The sequence below is a fragment of the Novosphingobium aureum genome, from assembly GCF_015865035.1.
Taxonomy (GTDB): Bacteria; Pseudomonadota; Alphaproteobacteria; order Sphingomonadales; family Sphingomonadaceae; genus Novosphingobium; species Novosphingobium aureum.
Map to the genome: position 1 here is coordinate 2114722 of NZ_JADZGI010000001.1, position 17483 is coordinate 2132204.

Consider the following 17483-nt stretch of genomic DNA (forward strand, 5'->3'; position numbering starts at 1 on the left):
GATAACGGATGATTTTCCGTGGGTTTTCATAACCCTCTTGGTCCCTCTGGGACACCATGGACCGGGTAGCTGGCGGACAGGGTGGGATTCGAACCCACGGTAAGCTTGCGCCTACGCTAGTTTTCAAGACTAGAGCCTTAAACCACTCGGCCACCTGTCCAGCCAGATCAACGCGCATAGCCAAAAGTTTGCGCCATGCAAGGGCCTTGCGTGCAGCGGTGAGGGGCGCTGCACATGCGACACCTGTCCCCAATCGTCTTGCGTGAGCCATTCCCAAGGCGGCGTGATTATGCAAGAATCGCAGCTGATGAAATTCAGCTTACCTTTGCGAACCAATCGTTTCGCCCGTGTCTTCACGCTGTTCGCGGCCATCGTCACGCCGCTTGCTTCGGCTTGTGCGCAGACGGAAAGTTTCGACAGCTACATGCGTGTCGTAGCCGATCACGCCCGGAAGCAGGGTGTCAGCGAAGGAACGATATCGCGCACGCTATCGGGTCTCACGCCCAACCAGCGGGTGATCGAGCTCGATACCGCGCAGCCGGGCCGGCGCAGTGCACCGCCGCCGATGGCGCCGTACATCGCACGCCACGTCGGGGATTCGATCGTTTCGCGCGGCCGCTCGCGCTACCAGCAGCTTGGCTCGCTGCTCCCTTCGATCGAGCAGCGCTACGGGGTGCCCGCCTCGGTGCTTTTCGCGATCTGGGGGCACGAGACCAATTACGGCAGCTACACCGGCGATTTCGACACCGCGCGCTCGCTGGCGACGCTGGCGTGGGAAGGGCGACGCCGCGACCTGTTCGAAGGCGAGCTGATCGCACTGATGAAGATGGTCGATCAGGGCGTGCCGGCATCGCAGCTCAAGGGAAGCTGGGCCGGGGCGCTCGGCAATCCGCAGTTCCTGCCCAGCGTCTACCTGCGGCTCGCAACCGATGGTGACGGCAACGGTACGCGCGACATCTTCAACAGTCCGGCAGACACCCTTGCGTCGATCGCCCGCTATTTTCAGGACGCGGGCTGGCGGGCAGGGCAACCCTGGGGTGTGGCGGCATCGGTGCCGGGCGGCTTCAACCTCGACGCCTATGCCAGCAAGCTTGATGCCCCGAGCTGCAAGGCGGTGCACGAGCGCCACTCGCAGTGGAAGACGGTCTCCGAGTGGCGTGCGCTTGGCGTGAACCCGCGCGGTCCCATCGGCGCCGACGTGCTTGCATCGCTTTTCCAGCCCGACGGACCGGGCACGCCTGCCTACCTGTTAACCGGGAATTATCGAGTGATCTTGCAGTACAACTGCTCGAATTACTACGCACTTTCCGTGGGGTTGCTTGCCGATGAGATTGCCCGCTGAACGAGCCTTGAGGCTCGTCGCGCTAACCGCGCTGCTGCTTGGAGCGCCCGCTCTGGCGCGCGCGCCGCAAGACGCAGCCGCGCAGGAGCCGCGTAGCGGACCGGCGGCCGACTATCCGGTCGTCGTCGGGGAACCCTTCACGATCGGATCGACCACGTACAAACCGGTCGATCAGCTCAACTACGATGCTGTCGGCATGGCGGTCATCGGCGAGGGGGCAGGCGTCAGTGCCGCGCACAAGACCCTTCCGCTTCCCAGCTATATCGAGGTGACCGCGCTGGACAGCGGTCGCACGATCCTCGTTCGGGTCGAGCGGCGCGGCCCCATGGTCAACGACCAGCTCGTCGAACTCTCGGCGGCGGCAGCGGCGCAGCTCGGAATCGGCACAGGCAAGCCCGCGCCGGTGCGCGTGCGCCGGGTCAATCCACCCGAGGCGGAGCGCGCTCTGCTGCGACAGGGCGGCGAGGCGCCCGAGCGCATGGCGACGCCCGAGGGCCTGCTGCGCGTCCTGCGGCGTAACCTCAAGGATGCGCCGACATTGCTTGCACAACCTGCCGCATCCACGCCGCCCGCCGTACCCGATGCGCCTGCGGCGCCTGCAGGCATGATCGGGACCGCTGGCGCTCCATCACCTGCAAGTGCCTCTTCGCCCGCCGGGGTGCCGGACGGGACCACCGCTTCGAACGCTCCCGAGCGCAAGGGCGCGAATGTTGCGGCGACCGCAACCCCAGTGGTACAGCCCGTACCGCCGAAAAGTGCCGCTTCCGCGGCGCCTCCGGCATCGCCTGCATCCTCGGCAAGCGGATCGATCGTGGTTCAGGTCGCAGCTTTTTCGGTCGAGGCGAGCGCGCGCAAGATCGCCGCCCAGATAGGTGGTTTCGTCGTTCATCCGGGCAAGTACTGGCTCGTGCGCATGGGCCCTTATCCCAGTCGTGCAAAAGCTGCGCCCGCGCTGGAGAAGGCGAAGGCGGCAGGCTATAGCGATGCACGAATCCAGCCAGTGAACTGAGACCTTCGGGCGAAGCTGCGTCATCGCTGCTCGACATCGGGATCCGGACCTGGACAAGGCCCGAGCCAGCTAAGGCCGGGTGGAACGGAGAAGCGGGTCTTGAAGTCGTACCGGAAGTCTGTCGTTGCCCTTGCCGCCTGCGCGGCGAGCCTTACCGCATCGCTCGCGCCCTCGGCGCTTCTTGCCGACAGCGGCAATCCGGTACCGCCTGAAGAACTTGCACCGATCCCTGTCAGCCTGCTGGTCGATCTGGGCTCGGGCCAGGTGCTCGAGCAGCGCCGCCCCGACATCCCGTTCCTGCCCGCCTCGGTGACCAAGGTGATGACCGCCTTCGTCGCGTTCGAGGAGATCGACGCCGGGCGCCTCTCGCTCGACCGCCGGTTCGACGTACGCCCCGAGACGCAGAAGGAGTGGTGGGCCAAGGGCACCACCATGTACCTCACCACCAACGACCATCCGACTGCGCGCGAACTGCTTCACGCGATCATGACGGCATCGGCCAACGATGCCTGCGTGGTGCTGGCCCAGGGCTATGCCGGCAGCGTCGAGGCGTGGACCGAAAAAATGAACGCGGCTGCTCAGCGTCTGGGCATGAGCCGCAGCCACTACAATACGCCCAATGGCTGGATGGACGAGGGTCATACTTACGTCACCGCCAGCGATCTGGTGCGCCTCTCCGATGCGATGATCACGCGCCATCCCAAGCTCTATCGCGAGTTCTCGGGCGTGAAGCGCTACTTCTGGCGCGACGTCGCGATGCGCTCGCACGATCCGACGGTCGGCGTGGTGCCGGGCGCGGACGGGATCAAGACCGGCTATACCCGCGAGGCGGGCTACAATTTCCTCGGGACTGCAGAGCGCGACGGGCGCCGCATGGTCATGGTGCTGGCCGGATCGCCCACGCATACCGTGCGCGATGCCGCCGCGCGCGCCTTGATGGAGTGGGGTTTCGCGCAGTGGCAGGCACGTCACCTCTTCGATGTCGGCGCGACCGTGACCGAGGCGAAGGTGCAGGATGGAGCGGCGCGTTCGGTCCCGCTCGTCACCGAGCGCGAGGTTCATGCGCTTCTTCCCGCCTCGGCACCTGACCGCAAGATCACGCTCAAGGCGCATTATCGCGGACCGCTGGTGGCCCCGGTCGCCAAGGGAGACCGCGTCGGCGACCTCGAAATTCAGGTCGAGGGCCTCGCCCCGGGCCGTGTGCCGCTTTACGCCGGGGCCGACGTCCCCAAGGCCGAAGGGCTGGACAGACTGCGCAACGGTCTGGTCAACCTGCTGCGATGACACAGGGACGTTTCATCGCACTCGAGGGCGGGGAAGGGGCCGGCAAGTCGACCCAGGCCCGGCTGCTCGCCGAGGCCCTTCGTACGCGCGGGCTCGAGGTCGTGGTTACCCGCGAGCCGGGTGGCACCGGCGGGGCCGAGGCGATCCGCTCTCTCCTGCTCGAAGGCTGTGCTGGCGCTGACGGCGAGAAGGTGGGCTGGATGCCGCGCGCAGAGGCATTGCTCTTCGCCGCTGCGCGTTCAGATCATGTCGAACGGCTGATCCGACCGGCACTCGCGCGCGGGGCATGGGTGGTCTGCGACCGCTTTCTCGACTCGAGCCGGGCCTATCAGGGTGGCGGCGGCGGTCTCTCCGACGCGGATATCCGCACGCTCCACGCGATCGGCAGCGAGGGTCTGCTGCCAGACCTCACCGTGCTGGTCGAGGTTGCGCCCGAGGAAGCGGCACGCCGTCTCGCCTTGCGCGACGTCGATGGAACCGACCTGATCGGATCGCGCGATGCGGCCTATCACGCCCGCGTCGCAACCGCCTTTGCGCGCTTCGCCGAGGAAGCACCCGAACGTTTCGCCCGGATCGACGGGAACGCAGGGCCCGAGGAAACGCATGCGCGCATCATGGCCGCGCTCGATGACTTGCCCTCACGGATGGAGCCATGAACGCGATTGCGGCCAGGTTCGAGAAGACGGCGAGCGGACAGGACGAGGCCTGGTCCGAATGGAAGCGCGCGCTCGGTTCCGAGCGCATGCACCACGCCTGGCTGCTGGCAGGCGCCAAGGGGCTGGGCAAGCAGACTTTCGCGCGCGAAGCCGCGCTTTCGCTGGTACATCGCGAGGGAGCCTCGCAGTCCGAGTTTGCCAGCCATCCCGACATCCACGTGCTCGAACCGCTGCCCGCGAACGACGACGAGGCCAAGAAGAAGGCCGAGGGCAAGCCCTTCCAGACCAAGCGCAATATCTCGGTCGACCAGATCCGCGACATGATCCGCAAGCTCTCGACCAAGCCCACCCTTGGCGAGCGCCGCGCGATCATCGTCGAGCCTGCCGATGCGCTGGAAACCGGCGCGGTCAACGCGCTGCTCAAGGTCCTCGAGGAGCCGCCCGCAGGCACCTTTTTCCTTCTGCTCGCGCACCAGCCCGGACGGCTGCTGCCAACCGTGCGCTCGCGTTGCAGGCTGCTGCGCTTCGCGCCGTTCTCGGGTACGCAGCTCGATGCGATGCTGATGCGCGAGGCACCCGAGGCCGATGCCGAGGCGCGTGCGGCAGCGATCGCTGCGGCGCAGGGCTCGCCCGGGCTTGCACGCAGCTTCGTCGAGCAGGACCTGGGCGCTATCCACGCGCTGATGGCCCGGATCCTGCGCGAAGGCGATCCCGGCTTTGCCCTGCGCGGCGCCCTCGTCAACGAAATGGGCGCACGGCCCACCCGCGAGCGCCAGCTCGCCGCTCTCGAACTTGCGCGCGCGGTGCTTTTCGCCGAACTTGCGGGCAGTGGGCGCGCCCGTCAGCTCAAGATCATCGAGGCGCACAAGACGCTCACGCAGCTGCTGGTCAAGGCGCCGACCTACAATTTCGACGCGGGTCTGCTCATAATGGAGATTGGCGGGTTGCTGGCATCGACTGCAATGCCTAGAGAACGCGCTCGCTGACCCCATACCCGAACAGGAAAGAGCCGGCCGCATGCGCGAGCCCTATTACATCACCACCGCCATCTCGTACCCGAATGGCCGCCCGCACATCGGCCATGCCTACGAGGCCATCGCTGCCGACGTCATCGCCCGCAACCGCAAGGCCGAAGGCTACGACGTGCGCTTCCAGACCGGGACCGACGAGCACGGCCTCAAGATGATGCAGAAGGCGCGCGAGCTGGGCACCACTCCGGCCGAACTCGCGACGGAAATGTCCGGATATTTCCGTGACATGTGCGATGCTCTTAATGTCGGATACGACGTTTTTATCCGCACCACCGAAGAGCGCCACCACGCAGCTACGCAGGAACTGTGGCGCCGCATGGAGGCCAAGGGCGACCTCTACCTCGACCGCTACGAGGGCTGGTACTCGGTGCGTGACGAGGCTTACTACGACGAGAGCGAACTCGTCACGGGCGAGGATGGCACCAAGCTCTCTCCGCAAGGCACACCGGTCGAGTGGACGGTCGAGGAATCGTGGTTCTTCCGTCTTTCGAAATATCAGGACAAGCTGCTCGAACTCTACGCTTCGGGTGACTTCATCCGCCCCGAGAGCCGCCGCAACGAGATTGCACGCTTCGTCGAAGGTGGCCTGCGCGATCTCTCGATCTCGCGGACCAGCTTCGACTGGGGCGTGAAGGTTCCGGGCTCGGACAACCATGTGATGTACGTGTGGGTCGACGCGCTGACCAACTACCTCACCGGCCTCGGCTTCCCCGAGGAGGGCGGCGACTACGCGCGCTACTGGCCCGCGGCGCTCCACCTGATCGGCAAGGACATCGTGCGCTTCCACACGGTCTACTGGCCTGCGTTCCTGATGAGCGCCGACCTGCCGCTTCCGCGTCAGGTCTTCGGCCATGGTTTCCTGCTCAATCGCGGGCAGAAGGAATCGAAGTCGCTGGGCAACGTGACCGATCCGATCGCGCTGGCCGACGCCTTCGGGGTCGATACGCTGCGCTACTTCTTCCTGCGCGAGGTCGCCTTCGGTCAGGACGGTTCGTGGTCCGCCGAAGCCATCGTTACGCGTTGCAATGCCGAACTCGCGAACAGCTTCGGCAATCTTGCGCAGCGTAGTCTTTCCATGATTTTCAAGAACATGGGCGGCGAACTGAAGGCCGGACTGGAAGTCTCCGAAGCCGATGCCGCACTGTTCAGCGCCGTGAGCGAAGGCATTGCGGCGATGCGCAAGTCCTTCGACGAGCTTGATTTCAGCACCGGGCTCGAGGCCTGGATGCGGGCGGTATTTGCCTGCAACCAGTACGTCGACGAACAGGCCCCCTGGGCGCTGCGCAAGAGCGATCCGGCGCGCATGGAAGCCGTGCTGATGACGCTGTTCCGCGTCGTGCGCGACCTTGCCATCGCGCTGCGCCCGGTCGTGCCGCAGTCGATCGACCGGCTGCTCGACCAGATGGGGGTTGCAAGCGAGGCACGCGATTACGACGTCCTAGCGCAGACCGACTGGTTCGAGACGCTCGCCGCCTCGGGCTTCGTCGTCGACAAGCCGCAGGGCGTCTTCCCGCGCCTCGAACTGCCCGAAGAACCCGCCAAGGACCCCGCTGCCTGATGCTCCTGATCGATTCCCACTGTCACCTCGAATACGAAGGCCTGGTCGAGGATCAGGCCGGTGTTCTCGATCGGGCGAGGGCGGCCGGCATCGCCGGCTTCCTCAACATCTCGACCCGGCGCAGCGAGTGGGAGAGGGTGATCGCGACCGCCGAGCGCGAGGCGGACGTGTGGGCATCGGTCGGCATCCATCCGCACGAGGCCGACGCGCACGCCGACCTCGGCGAAGCAGCGCTGCTCGAGGCGACGGCGCATCCGCGCGTCATCGCCATCGGCGAGACGGGGCTCGACTATTATTACGACAAGTCCGACCGGGCGGTGCAGCAGGCTCTGTTCCGCACCCACATCGCAGTGGCGCGCAAGACCGGCCTGCCGCTCATCATCCATACCCGCGAGGCGGAGGACGATACCGTCGCGATCCTCGAGGACGAGATGGGTAAGGGCGCGTTCCCCGCGCTGATCCACTGCTTCACCGCAAGCGCGGAGTTCGGGCGCAAGGTGCTCGACCTCGGGCTGACGATCAGTCTTTCGGGCATCGTCACCTTCAAGAACGCGAAGGACCTGCAGGAATTCGCGGCCGAGGTCCCTGCTGACAAGCTGCTGGTCGAGACCGACAGCCCGTTCCTCGCCCCGGTTCCGCACCGCGGGAAGCGCTGCGAGCCTGCCTACACCGGCGACACCGCCCGCTTCGTCGCGGATTTGCGCGGTGTCACGCTCGAGCAGCTCGGTGAGGATACCACGCGCAACTTCGCAGGGCTTTTCAGCAAGGCGAAGCTTCCCGGCGTCCTGCCCGAGGTCGCGGCCTCGTGAAGGTCACGATCCTGGGCAGCGGGACTTCGACCGGCGTGCCGCGTCTCGGCGGCGAGAACGGCGCGGACTGGGGCAAGTGCGACCCGAACGAGCCGCGCAACCGGCGTACCCGGGTCTCGATCCTGCTCGAGAGCGAGGCTGGAAGCCGAATTCTCGTCGATACCCCGACCGATCTGCGCGCGCAGCTGCTCGCCAACGACATCCATCGCATCGACGCGATCTTCTGGACTCACGACCACGCCGACCACTGCCACGGCATCGATGACCTGCGGCCCTTACGCTATGGCCGCGCCGGTCCGCTCTCGGGCTTTGCCGCGAGCGAAACCGTGCGGCGCCTGCGCCAGCGCTTCGGTTACGTCTTTGCAGGTCAGCACGGGTATCCCACGCTTGTCAGCCTCGACAATCTCGATAACCTGCGCCTGTGCGAAGGCTTTCGGGTCGAGCACACGCAGATGCCGCATGGTCCGGCGCAATCGACCGGGTTCCGGTTCGACTGCGATGGTGCTTCGATCTGCTATCTCACCGATTTCAGCGAGGTGACGCGCGACATGATCGAGCTTTGCGAGGACACCGACGTGCTAATCGTCGATTGCCTGCGCCGTGAGCCGCATCCCACGCATTCGCACCTTGCCATGGCGCTGGACCTGGCGAAGACGAGCGGTGCGGGTAGGGCGGTGCTCACCCATCTCGACAAGAGCATGGATTACGCGACGCTCTCGGCCGAGATCCCCGACAACGTCGCGGTCGCCTACGACGGCATGGTGATCGAGCCATGATCACGACCGGCTCCGTGGTCTCGATCGTCGCGGTGCTGGCCTGTTTGCTGCTGGTTTCACGCCATTCGGGTTTTCGCACCATGGGTAGCGCGCGCGTTATCCGGCTTGCGCTGATCTGGGCGGCGATCATTCTCGGGCTCGTTATCGTCATTGATATAGCCGGATTGGAACTCGCTGGCTGATATCTGAGAGAGATGGCTCCTCTCGCCTTATCCTGCCACCTTTTTTACATAATACATATTATCACTTCAACGTGGCCGGAAGCCCCAGTCGCCACAGAACCCCGCAAAATTGATCATTGCATTCCTCGGTCCGAATGCACCTCAAGAATGCGTCCAACGACATGATGCCACCGTCCATCGCACCATAACGATTGCATTGTCCGCGAGCCGGACAGCCTGTTCTTGTCATCATGAAGTTCGTCCCGCCGGCGCATGGTCTTGTCAGCAATGACCGGACCAGCGGTCCACTTGCACATGATTCATGACCAACAGCTCCAAGGATTGGCAGTAATGACCTCCACTGCAAACAAGCCCGGCGTGCGCGAAGCCATGCCCCTGCTCGCCGCCAACGAAGGCGTCTGGGAAGGCTGGTACCGCTATTACGATGCCAAGACCGGCGAACTCGTCGACCAGCACCGCTCGCGCCTGATCTGCCGGCTGTTCAACAAGGACGGCGTCGATCACTACCACCAGACCAACTACTATTTCTGGGATGACGGGCGCGTCGACATCCGCGATTTTCCAGCCGAATATCGCGACGGCCGCATCTGGTGGGACAATGACCTGATCAAGGGTTGGGCCGCAGCCATGCAGCCGGACGATTTCAACCGTTCGACCTGCCTCAACTGGACGCGCAAGGACGAGCCCGGCATCTATCTCTACGAGATGATCCAGAACAACGATGCGCGCACGCACCGCGCCCGGACCTGGCAGTGGTTCCGCGATGGCATTTGCTACCAGCGCACGCTGATCGACGAGAAGTTCATCACGCCCGACTGGCAGAACTGGTCGAACGATGGTCCGCCAACCGACTGATTTTCCATCCTTTCATGCCTTCACAATGAGCCGGCCCGGGATCGCTGATCCCGGGCCGTTTCGTTTGTGCCAAGCGTGCCCGTTCAGGACTGGCCGAGCGCCCTCGCCGCGGCTGCCACGGCCTCGGCAACGCGCGGATAGGTCCCGCATCGGCAGATGTTGGTGATCGAGGCGCGAACCGTCTCGGCGTCGATGGTGGGGTTTTCGCGCAGGAGTGCGGCGGCAGCCATGATCATGCCGGGCTGGCAGTATCCGCATTGCGGGACCTGGGCTTCCAGCCAGGCATCCTGGATGGGGTGAAGCCCCCTCTCCCCGGGTTCATCTGCCGTTCCGGGCACCCCTTCGCCGGGGAGACCCTCGATGGTCACGATCTGCGCGCCCTCTTCCAGCGAGGCGAGCGGAACCTGGCAGCTGCGCGTCGCAGCGCCATCGACGTGGATCGTACAGGCACCGCACATGCCGATCCCGCAGCCGAACTTCGTGCCAGGCAGCGAGAGGTCCTCGCGCAGCACCCAGAGCAGTGGCGTATCGGGCTCGGCCGAGACTTCGCGCCTGCTGCCGTTGACCGTCAAAACGGTCGTCGTGGAGGTCGTCATGGCCCCTCTCCTTTCAGATCGTCAGCGTGCGCGCGATCGGCAGCGCACGGATACGCGGACCACCGGCATCGACGATGGCATTGGCGAGAGCCGGTGCGACCACCGGGGTCGAGGCTTCGCCGACATTGCCCGGCTCATCGCTGCCCGGCATGAGCGCGACCTCGATCGGTGGCACTTCCATCATCATCGGCATGCGGTAATCGGTAAAGTTGCGCGCGGTTGGCTCGCCGTTCTCGAACTTGACCTCGCCCCACAGCGCGGCCTGCAGGCCGAACACGATCCCGCCTGTGACCTGTCCCTCGACACTCGCCGGGTCGATCATCAGACCGCAGTCGCAGGCGCACGCGATCCGGCGCAGGCTGAGCAGCGTGTCGTCGAGGCCGACCTCGAAGCCGATAGCGCAGAAATTGCTCTGCGCGTAACTGAAGGCGATGCCCCGCCCGATGCCCGGCTCGCGCGGTTGGCCATAGCCGATCATCTCGGCTGCCCGCTTCAGGACGGGGGTGATGCGCGGATGCCCATCGAGCAGTTCGAGCCGCAACTCGAGCGGATCGCGGCCGGTCTCGCGGGCGATCTCGTCGATGAAGCTTTCGGCGAAGAAGGCGTTCTGCGACATCGAGACCGAGCGCCAGAAGCCGACCGGCACGGTCAAGTCGAGCTCGTGGTACTCGATCAGCTTTTCCGGGTTGTAGGCCTCGTAGATCAGCTGCCCGGCGGCGGTCAGATCGCCCATGTCCTCCATCCCGTGCATGCCCTTGCGGCCATGGTAGGCCATGATCGATTGACCTGCGACGCGCGAATGCAGCGCGGTGACCTTGCCTGCGGCATCGATCGCGGCGCGCGAACGCGCCTTGTAGGCGGGCCGGAACTGGTCGCCCGCCATGTCCTGCTCGCGGGTCCAGATCGTCTTGACCAGACGTCCGGGCGCACCGCGCGCGGCCTCGACCGCGACGCCGACGAAATCGGTGCCCCACTTGCGACCGAAACCGCCGCCGACGTAAGTCACCTCGACACGCACCTGTTCGAGAGGCAGGCCGCTCAGCTTCGCCCCGAGGATACGGCTCGTCTCGGGATCCTGCAGCGGACCGCGGATGAGCAGGCCCTCGCTGTCCAGCCTGGCCGCACAGACCAGCGGTTCGAGCGTCGCGTGGGCCAGATGCGGCACTTCGTAGGCGGCCTCGATCACCCGCTCAGCGCCCGAAAATGCGGCGTCGAGGGCCTCGAGGTCGGCCATGATGATCTTTGGCGGGAAGGTCGATATGTCGAGCTTGGGAAAGGGCTTGGGCGCAACCTCGTCAAAGGCTGCATCGAGCCGGGCCGACAGGGAGGCATCATCAAGCCCCTCGATCGGCGAGGAGGTGACCGTCAGCTCCAGCTTTTCAGCCGCGCTCTTGGCGCGCCAGAAGCGATCTGCCAGCACCGCCATGCCGCCGGTCACGGGAACTACGGCGACGACGCCGGGCATGGCGCGCGCGGCCTCGATCCCCTCCACCGTGAACCGTGCCTTCGGGTGGGGCGCCAGCGCGAGACTGGCGGTGAGCATGCCCTCCTCGTGCACGTCGATGCCGAATTGCGCCGTGCCGGTGACCTTCGCCTGCAGGTCCTTGCGCAGGCTCTTGCCGCCGATCACGGTGAATTCGGAAGGTTGCTTGAGGGCGACGTTCTCGGGCACCGGCAGATGGGCTGCGCGGGCGGCGACGTCACCGAACCCGAGGCTTTGCGACGAGGCCGCATGGACGATTGTACCGGAGCGGGTGGAAAGCTCGTCCACCGCTACGCCAAGCTGCGCCGCGGCGGCCTCCAGCAACATCGCGCGTGTTGTCGCGCCGAGCCTGCGCATGGCCGCGTAGTAACCCACGACGGTCATCGAATTGGCGGTCATCTGCTTTTGCGCGATGGGGTTGATGAAGGCGCGGTCAGCCCAGGGCAGCCTGACTTCCATGCGTGCAAAGTCGCAGTCGAGTTCTTCTGCGACCATCCGCGCGAGGGCTTCTTGAGTACCCTGCCCCAGTTCGCTCGATGGAACGATCAGCGAGACCACCCCATCGGGCGCTATGGCGAGCATCGCGCCGAACTGTGCGGCCTCTTCGCTAGACGCGGCGCTCTCGGCAAATGCGGCTTGCGGCGCGAGCCCGAGCAGAACCGTGCCCGAAGCGAGACCGAGGCTCGCAACGAAACCACGCCGCGAAAGGTTGAGCAGCCCTGTCGCGCTCATTGCGGTACCCCTTCAGGCAGGTCGCGCGCCACGCGCAGGCCGAAGATCCAGGTCACCTGATCGACCGGATCGCGCCCGCGCCACGAGACGCGGTTGCGGAAGGGCGTGCTGATCCAGCTTCCGCCGCGTACTGCGCGCAAGGGGCACTGCGTGGCCGGAGCGACGTAGGCGCTACCATCGCTCGGCACGGCCTGCGGATAGGGCGCGGCATAGCAGTCCTGCGTCCATTCCCAGACATTGCCGATCATGTCGTAAAGGCCGAAGGCATTGGGGGCATAGCTTGCCACCGGCGCAGCGCCTGCGTGGCCGTCGCGGCAGCGCGCATGCGGGATCGCCGGGGCCTCGCCCTTGGCCTGACCGCCGAATACCGGGATCATCCCGCCCTGCGCGCCATCCTCATCGAGCATATTGGCGTGAGCACAGCCTGCATCTGCGGAACTGCCCCAGCTGTAGTCGGCGCTTGAACCGGCACGCGCGGCATATTCCCACTCGGCCTCGGTCGGCAGGCGATAGTGGTGACCCGTCGTCTCGGAGAGCCAGGCAACGTATGCCTGCGCGTCAGTCCACGAGATGCAAACGACCGGTAGCTGCGGGGCGCCCTCGCCGGCGCCGGGACCGGGATGGCGGAAGTCGGCTTCGGGCATCTTCTCGACCTTGCCGCTGGCTGCGTCGATCGAACGACACCCCGTCGAGACCGGATGCCCGGTCGCGGCGACGAAGCGGGCATATTGCGCATTGGTCACCTCGGTGCGCCCAAGGGCGAAACCGTAGCCGATCTCGACGCGGTGCGGCGCACCTTCCGGCCTGCCCTCTTCTCCGGCATCGGCGCCCATGACGAAGCCGCCCGGTGCGATCGCGACCATCTGCGGGCAAACATCCTCGCAATCCGCAAAGACCGTGCCTGGCGCGACGACGCCATCGGCCTTCGTTTCGGCGTGGGCGGTTTGCTGCGACACTGTCGCCGCGGTCATGACCAGTGCGACGCCGATGACGCCCGCGCAAAGTCGCTGCTGCGTGATGATCGTGTTCAAGTCTCTCTCCCCCTCACACGGGCACGGAGTAGCCCTGCGCGCCCGTTCATGCTCACTTGTCGAAGTCTCAGTCGCCGACGACCATGCAGGTGATCTCGGCAAGCCCTTCGCGCAGCTTCTTGGCCGCCGCATATTCCGGCGAGTTCCAGAACGCTTCGGCGCTAGCGCGGTCGGGCCACTGCGTGACGATGACCGAGGTGCCCGGTGCGATGTCGCCCTCGAGCACGCTGCCCGGACCACGCACGATGTATTCGCCGCCGGCCGCGCTCTGCAGGCGTGCGGCCTCCTGCGGGTAGCCGCTGGCGAGGAAGGCCTCGCGGTCGTGGATCTTGGCGGTAACGACGAGCCATGCGGCCATGCGGACTTACTCCTCTTGTGTGTGCTGGGCATGGTGTCGGTCGGTTCGATGTGATCGGGACACCGGGGCGTTGCAGCTATCCGACCTGCGGATTGCAGCGTGAGTAATGCACGCGCTTGCCTGCCTTGGGGCGACACTGGAGCCGACACAGACCAATTTGACCTAGAACTATATCCATTGCTCGGATAGGCACATGCATATGGCGGACATTGCGTCCGGCCGTGTCTTTCACTGCGGGCAAGGTCCCCCCAACGCTTTGAAGAGGTATGACAAGATGAGCATCGTCGGCACGAAGATGGTCTGCGACGGCAAGACCGCACGCCAGATCTTCGAGGAAACCATCGCCAATCCGAGCCGCGCCAAGTTCGGTTTTGGCGAGAAGCTGGCGATCGTGAACGTCGACTTCCAGAATGCCTACACCCGTCTCGACGAGTTCAAGACCGCCTACGAGACCGATCCGCGCCAGATCGAGTACACCAACACGATCTCGCGCCTCGCCCGCGAGAAAGGCATGCCGGTGATCTGGACCCACGTCGCCTATGCCGAGGACGGCAGCGATGCGGGCGTATGGGGCACGCGCAGCGATACCCCGGATTCGCTCCAGAACATCAAGTACGAGTCGCGCCGCCACGCCTTCGACGATCGCTGCGAGATCGATCCGGCCGACATGATCTACACCAAGCGCATGCCCTCGGCCTTCTTCGAGACCCCGCTGCAGAGCCTGCTGGTGTGGCACAAGGTCGATACCGTGATCGTGACCGGCGGCTCGACCTCGGGCTGCATCCGTGCGACCGCCGTCGACAGCCTCAGCCGCGGCTATCGCACCATCGTCCCGATCGAGACCTGCGCCGACAAGCACGAAAGCTTCCACTTCGCCAACCTCACCGACCTCGCCATCAAGTATGCCGATGTCGAGCCGGTCCAGACCGTGATCGACTGGCTGGAGGCGCGCTGATGAACGAGGGCGAAAAGGACCCCGGCCTCTACGACTTCGCGCCCTATCGCGGGCGCAAGCCGTTTGCCTGGCCGGGCGACAAGAAGGTCGCGGTCTGGATCTCGCCGAACCTCGAGTTCTACGAGATCAATCCGCCGGCCAATCCGCACCGCAAGTCCTGGGCGATGCCGCACCCCGACGTCGTGCGCCAGTCGCACCGCGACCACGCTAACCGAGTCAGCCACTGGCGCATGGCCGAAGTCATGTCGAAGCACGGTTTTCCGGGCTCGGTCAGCCTCTCGGTTGCGCTGTGCCAGCACCACCCCAACGTGGTCGAGGACGCCAACCAGCGGGGCTGGGAATTCTTCAGCCACGGGATCTACAACACCCGCTATTCCTACGGGATGGACGAGGCGCAGGAACGCGCGATCATCGAGGATTCGATCAAGACCGTGCGCGATGCGACCGGCCAGACGATCCGTGGATGGCTGGCACCTGCCCTCACCCACACCCCGCGCACGCTTGATCTGATCGCCGAGTATGGTCTCGACTATACCTGCGACCTCTACCACGACGACCAGCCCCAGCGCGTGAAGACCAAGACCGGCGACCTGATCTCGATGCCCTACAGCCTCGAGGTCAACGACCACTACGGCTTCTTCGTCTACAACATGAGCCCGCGCGAATACGCCGACACGCTGATCCGCCAGTACGAGCGTCTTGCCGCCGAGCCTTCGGGCACGGTCATGTGCATTCCGCTCCACTCGTATCTCATCGGCCAGCCCCACCGCATCGGTCCCTTCGAGGACGTCCTCAAACACATTGCTGCGGACGCCGGAGACGGTGGACGCGCGTGGATCACGCGCTCGGGCGACATCGCGGACGCCTGGCGCGCCGTGCAGCAGAAGGAGGCGTGATCATGAGCCTCGATCCCGAATATCTCGAATACCCCAAGCGCCGCCTCGGCTACGACCACGAGCTGTTCCCCTACTCGGTCATGGAGGAGCGCAAGCCGCTCGCCTGGCCCGAAGGCAAAAGGGTCGCGACCTGGATGGTGGTGAGCCTCGAATGGTTCCCGATCACGCCCGAGAGCACCCCGTTCAAGGCGCCGGGCCACATGCAGACGGCCTATCCCGACTATCGCCACTACACCTCGCGCGAATACGGCACCCGGGTCGGCTTCTACCGCCTGCTCGATGCCTTCGAGAAGGTCGGTGCCAAGGTGTCGGTTGCGGCCAATGCCGCGATCGCCCAGCGCTATCCGCAGGTCATCCGCGACATCGTCGATGCCGGGCACGAGATCATAGCCCATTCGACCGACATGAACGGCACGATCGCATCGACGCTGCCCGTCGAGGAGGAGCGCAAGCTCATCACCGAAAGCATTGCCGTGCTCTCCGACATTGCAGGGGTAAAGCCGCGCGGTTGGCACTCGATTGCCCGCCAGCAGAGCTTTGCCACGATGGATCTGCTGAAAGAGGCGGGTATCGAGTATTGCTGCGACTGGGTGAATGACGAGCTGCCCTATGCCTTCAACAACGGGCTGGTGAACATTCCGCTCAACCACGAGCTTTCGGATCGCCAGATCATCACCGTGCAGCAGCAGTCGGCCGACAGCTACGCGCAGCAGATGCTCGATGCCTTCGACTGGCTGGCAGCGGAAACGCCGCGCTTCGGCGCACGCATGCTGCCCATGCACCTTACCCCCTACATCATCGGTCTGCCCTATCGCATGGATGCCTTCGAGCAGCTGCTGGTGGACCTCAAGGCCCGCGACGGCAACTGGTTCGCGCGCGGCTGCGACATTCTCGACCAGTTCAGGAGCCAGATGTGAAAGCTTACGTCCTTGGAACGCAGGAAGGTATCTCCTCGCTGACGCTCACCGAGCGCCCCGATCCGGTCGCCGGGCCCGGCGAGGCCGTGCTCAAGGTGCGCCTTGCCTGCCTCAACAACCGCGACATCCAGATCCTCGAAGGCCGTTACGGCGCGAAGAAGGCCGAGGATCGCATTCCCCTGGCCGAGGGTCTGGGCGAAGTCGTCTCGGTCGGTGACGGGGTCACGCAGGTCGCCGTGGGCGATCGCGCGGTGTGCCCGCACTTCGTCGCCTGGCACGATGGCCCGTTCGACATGAGCTACTTCGGCAAGGATCTCGGCACTTTCACCGATGGCTGGGCCGCCGAGTACATCAAGGTTCCGGCAGGCGCGCTGGTCAAGGTGCCGGCAAGCCTTTCCGACGAGGCAGCCGCCCCGCTCGCCGCCGCCACGCTGACGGCATGGCACGCGGTTTCGGTCATCGGCGAGGTGAAGGCTGGCGACCTCGTGCTCGCCCTTGGCACCGGAGGTGTCTCGATGGCCGCGCTGCAGATCGCCAAGGCCAACGGCGCCTTCGTCGCGATCACCTCGTCGAGCGACGAGAAGCTCGAGGAAGCGCGCAAGATGGGCGCCGACTACACGGTGAACTATCGCACCAGCCCCGACTGGGCCGCCGAGCTGCTCAAGCAGACCGGTGGGCGCGGCGCGGACATCATCGCCGAGACTGGCGGCCAGCACACGCTGCCGATGTCGATCAATGCCGCCGCCTGCAACGCGCGCGTCGTCCTGATCGGTGTGGGCAGCGCAGACGGTCCGCTGCCCAACTACGGCGGTATCATCGGCAAGAACCTCGTGATCAAGGGGATCGCCTCGGGCAGCCGCGGAATGCTGGTGAACCTGCTGCGGGCGATGGAAGCCAACGACTTCGCCCCCGTGGTCGACAAGACCTTCGCCTTCGACGAGATGGCGCAGGCGCTCGACTACCTCAAGTCGGGCAATCACCAGGGCAAGGTGCTGGTGAAGGTTTCCTGATCG

General features: G+C 65.3%; 18 protein-coding genes and 1 tRNA gene. 14 read left to right on the forward strand and 5 right to left on the reverse strand.

Annotation, left to right across the window (positions count from 1 at the left end; all coding sequences use genetic code 11):
* Positions 1 to 70: 70 nt before the first annotated feature.
* Positions 71 to 160: transfer RNA gene (locus I5E68_RS10005), tRNA-Ser, on the reverse strand.
* Positions 161 to 424: 264 nt separating this feature from the next.
* Between I5E68_RS10005 and I5E68_RS10010 the strand changes: the two genes are divergently transcribed.
* The 10 genes from I5E68_RS10010 (at position 425) to I5E68_RS10055 (ending at position 9502) form a co-directional block, all read left to right on the forward strand.
* The gene (locus I5E68_RS10010; RefSeq protein ID WP_228727128.1) at positions 425 to 1342 is read left to right on the forward strand and encodes a lytic murein transglycosylase; all 918 of its coding nucleotides are present in this window, start codon (positions 425 to 427) and stop codon (positions 1340 to 1342) included.
* 7 nt (positions 1343 to 1349) lie between these two features.
* Positions 1350 to 2351, forward strand: a complete 1002-nt coding sequence (locus I5E68_RS10015; RefSeq protein WP_228726918.1) for a septal ring lytic transglycosylase RlpA family protein — start codon at positions 1350 to 1352, stop codon at positions 2349 to 2351.
* Between the two features lie 99 nt (positions 2352 to 2450).
* Positions 2451 to 3635 (forward strand): D-alanyl-D-alanine carboxypeptidase family protein, encoded by a 1185-nt coding sequence (locus I5E68_RS10020; RefSeq protein WP_197163399.1) that lies wholly within the window; start codon positions 2451 to 2453, stop codon positions 3633 to 3635.
* Positions 3632 to 4291 (forward strand): dTMP kinase, encoded by a 660-nt coding sequence (gene tmk, locus I5E68_RS10025; protein WP_197163401.1) that lies wholly within the window; start codon positions 3632 to 3634, stop codon positions 4289 to 4291. The genes I5E68_RS10020 and tmk overlap by 4 nt, the downstream gene beginning before the upstream one ends.
* Positions 4288 to 5277 (forward strand): DNA polymerase III delta subunit-related protein, encoded by a 990-nt coding sequence (locus I5E68_RS10030; protein ID WP_197163403.1) that lies wholly within the window; start codon positions 4288 to 4290, stop codon positions 5275 to 5277. Before tmk ends, I5E68_RS10030 begins: the two co-directional genes overlap by 4 nt.
* Before the next feature lie 31 nt (positions 5278 to 5308).
* The gene (gene metG / locus I5E68_RS10035; protein ID WP_197163405.1) at positions 5309 to 6880 is read left to right on the forward strand and encodes a methionine--tRNA ligase; all 1572 of its coding nucleotides are present in this window, start codon (positions 5309 to 5311) and stop codon (positions 6878 to 6880) included.
* Positions 6880 to 7689 carry a TatD family hydrolase gene (locus I5E68_RS10040; RefSeq protein WP_197163407.1) on the forward strand — a complete coding sequence of 270 codons (810 nt, stop codon included), beginning with the start codon at positions 6880 to 6882 and terminating at the stop codon, positions 7687 to 7689. The genes metG and I5E68_RS10040 overlap by 1 nt, the downstream gene beginning before the upstream one ends.
* Complete coding sequence (locus tag I5E68_RS10045; protein ID WP_197163409.1) at positions 7686 to 8465, forward strand: MBL fold metallo-hydrolase; 780 nt, start codon at positions 7686 to 7688, stop codon at positions 8463 to 8465. Before I5E68_RS10040 ends, I5E68_RS10045 begins: the two co-directional genes overlap by 4 nt.
* On the forward strand, positions 8462 to 8647 hold the full coding sequence (locus I5E68_RS10050; RefSeq protein ID WP_197163411.1) for a hypothetical protein: 186 nt from the start codon (positions 8462 to 8464) through the stop codon (positions 8645 to 8647). Before I5E68_RS10045 ends, I5E68_RS10050 begins: the two co-directional genes overlap by 4 nt.
* A 330-nt stretch (positions 8648 to 8977) precedes the next feature.
* Positions 8978 to 9502, forward strand: a complete 525-nt coding sequence (locus tag I5E68_RS10055) for a DUF3598 domain-containing protein (protein WP_197163414.1) — start codon at positions 8978 to 8980, stop codon at positions 9500 to 9502.
* An 83-nt stretch (positions 9503 to 9585) separates the two neighbouring features.
* Here the strand turns inward: I5E68_RS10055 and I5E68_RS10060 are convergent, their stop codons facing one another.
* From I5E68_RS10060 to I5E68_RS10075, 4 genes are all read right to left on the reverse strand, one after another.
* Positions 9586 to 10098, reverse strand: coding sequence for a (2Fe-2S)-binding protein (locus tag I5E68_RS10060; protein WP_197163416.1), 513 nt, complete (start codon positions 10096 to 10098; stop codon positions 9586 to 9588).
* A gap of 13 nt (positions 10099 to 10111) precedes the next feature.
* Complete coding sequence (locus tag I5E68_RS10065) at positions 10112 to 12313, reverse strand: xanthine dehydrogenase family protein molybdopterin-binding subunit (protein ID WP_197163418.1); 2202 nt, start codon at positions 12311 to 12313, stop codon at positions 10112 to 10114.
* The gene (locus I5E68_RS10070; RefSeq protein WP_197163420.1) at positions 12310 to 13344 is read right to left on the reverse strand and encodes a formylglycine-generating enzyme family protein; all 1035 of its coding nucleotides are present in this window, start codon (positions 13342 to 13344) and stop codon (positions 12310 to 12312) included. Before I5E68_RS10070 ends, I5E68_RS10065 begins: the two co-directional genes overlap by 4 nt.
* 67 nt (positions 13345 to 13411) lie before the next feature.
* Positions 13412 to 13702, reverse strand: coding sequence for a DUF1330 domain-containing protein (locus I5E68_RS10075; RefSeq protein ID WP_197163422.1), 291 nt, complete (start codon positions 13700 to 13702; stop codon positions 13412 to 13414).
* Between the two features lie 274 nt (positions 13703 to 13976).
* On the opposite strand from I5E68_RS10075, the gene I5E68_RS10080 reads away from it, so the two are divergent.
* Genes I5E68_RS10080 through I5E68_RS10095 form a run of 4 tightly spaced genes read left to right on the forward strand, consistent with a single transcriptional unit; the run spans position 13977 to position 17480 of the window.
* Positions 13977 to 14657 carry an isochorismatase family protein gene (locus tag I5E68_RS10080; protein ID WP_197163424.1) on the forward strand — a complete coding sequence of 227 codons (681 nt, stop codon included), beginning with the start codon at positions 13977 to 13979 and terminating at the stop codon, positions 14655 to 14657.
* Complete coding sequence (locus I5E68_RS10085) at positions 14657 to 15553, forward strand: polysaccharide deacetylase family protein (RefSeq protein ID WP_197163426.1); 897 nt, start codon at positions 14657 to 14659, stop codon at positions 15551 to 15553. The genes I5E68_RS10080 and I5E68_RS10085 overlap by 1 nt, the downstream gene beginning before the upstream one ends.
* Positions 15554 to 15555: 2 nt before the next feature.
* On the forward strand, positions 15556 to 16470 hold the full coding sequence (locus tag I5E68_RS10090; RefSeq protein WP_197163428.1) for a polysaccharide deacetylase family protein: 915 nt from the start codon (positions 15556 to 15558) through the stop codon (positions 16468 to 16470).
* Complete coding sequence (locus tag I5E68_RS10095; RefSeq protein ID WP_197163430.1) at positions 16467 to 17480, forward strand: zinc-dependent alcohol dehydrogenase family protein; 1014 nt, start codon at positions 16467 to 16469, stop codon at positions 17478 to 17480. Before I5E68_RS10090 ends, I5E68_RS10095 begins: the two co-directional genes overlap by 4 nt.
* The last annotated feature ends 3 nt before the right edge of the window (positions 17481 to 17483 follow it).

Excerpts from the sequence above, each read along its gene's own strand:
- I5E68_RS10010 (WP_228727128.1), top strand. The coding sequence starts at position 425 with ATGCGTGTCGTAGCCGATCACGCCCGGAAGCAGGGTGTCAGCGAAGGA.
- tmk (WP_197163401.1), top strand. The coding sequence starts at position 3,632 with ATGACACAGGGACGTTTCATCGCACTCGAGGGCGGGGAAGGGGCCGGC.
- I5E68_RS10030 (WP_197163403.1), top strand. The coding sequence starts at position 4,288 with ATGAACGCGATTGCGGCCAGGTTCGAGAAGACGGCGAGCGGACAGGAC.
- metG (WP_197163405.1), top strand. The coding sequence starts at position 5,309 with ATGCGCGAGCCCTATTACATCACCACCGCCATCTCGTACCCGAATGGC.
- I5E68_RS10040 (WP_197163407.1), top strand. The coding sequence starts at position 6,880 with ATGCTCCTGATCGATTCCCACTGTCACCTCGAATACGAAGGCCTGGTC.
- I5E68_RS10050 (WP_197163411.1), top strand. The coding sequence starts at position 8,462 with ATGATCACGACCGGCTCCGTGGTCTCGATCGTCGCGGTGCTGGCCTGT.
- I5E68_RS10055 (WP_197163414.1), top strand. The coding sequence starts at position 8,978 with ATGACCTCCACTGCAAACAAGCCCGGCGTGCGCGAAGCCATGCCCCTG.
- I5E68_RS10060 (WP_197163416.1), bottom strand. The coding sequence starts at position 10,098 with ATGACGACCTCCACGACGACCGTTTTGACGGTCAACGGCAGCAGGCGC.
- I5E68_RS10065 (WP_197163418.1), bottom strand. The coding sequence starts at position 12,313 with ATGAGCGCGACAGGGCTGCTCAACCTTTCGCGGCGTGGTTTCGTTGCG.
- I5E68_RS10075 (WP_197163422.1), bottom strand. The coding sequence starts at position 13,702 with ATGGCCGCATGGCTCGTCGTTACCGCCAAGATCCACGACCGCGAGGCC.
- I5E68_RS10080 (WP_197163424.1), top strand. The coding sequence starts at position 13,977 with ATGAGCATCGTCGGCACGAAGATGGTCTGCGACGGCAAGACCGCACGC.
- I5E68_RS10085 (WP_197163426.1), top strand. The coding sequence starts at position 14,657 with ATGAACGAGGGCGAAAAGGACCCCGGCCTCTACGACTTCGCGCCCTAT.
- I5E68_RS10090 (WP_197163428.1), top strand. The coding sequence starts at position 15,556 with ATGAGCCTCGATCCCGAATATCTCGAATACCCCAAGCGCCGCCTCGGC.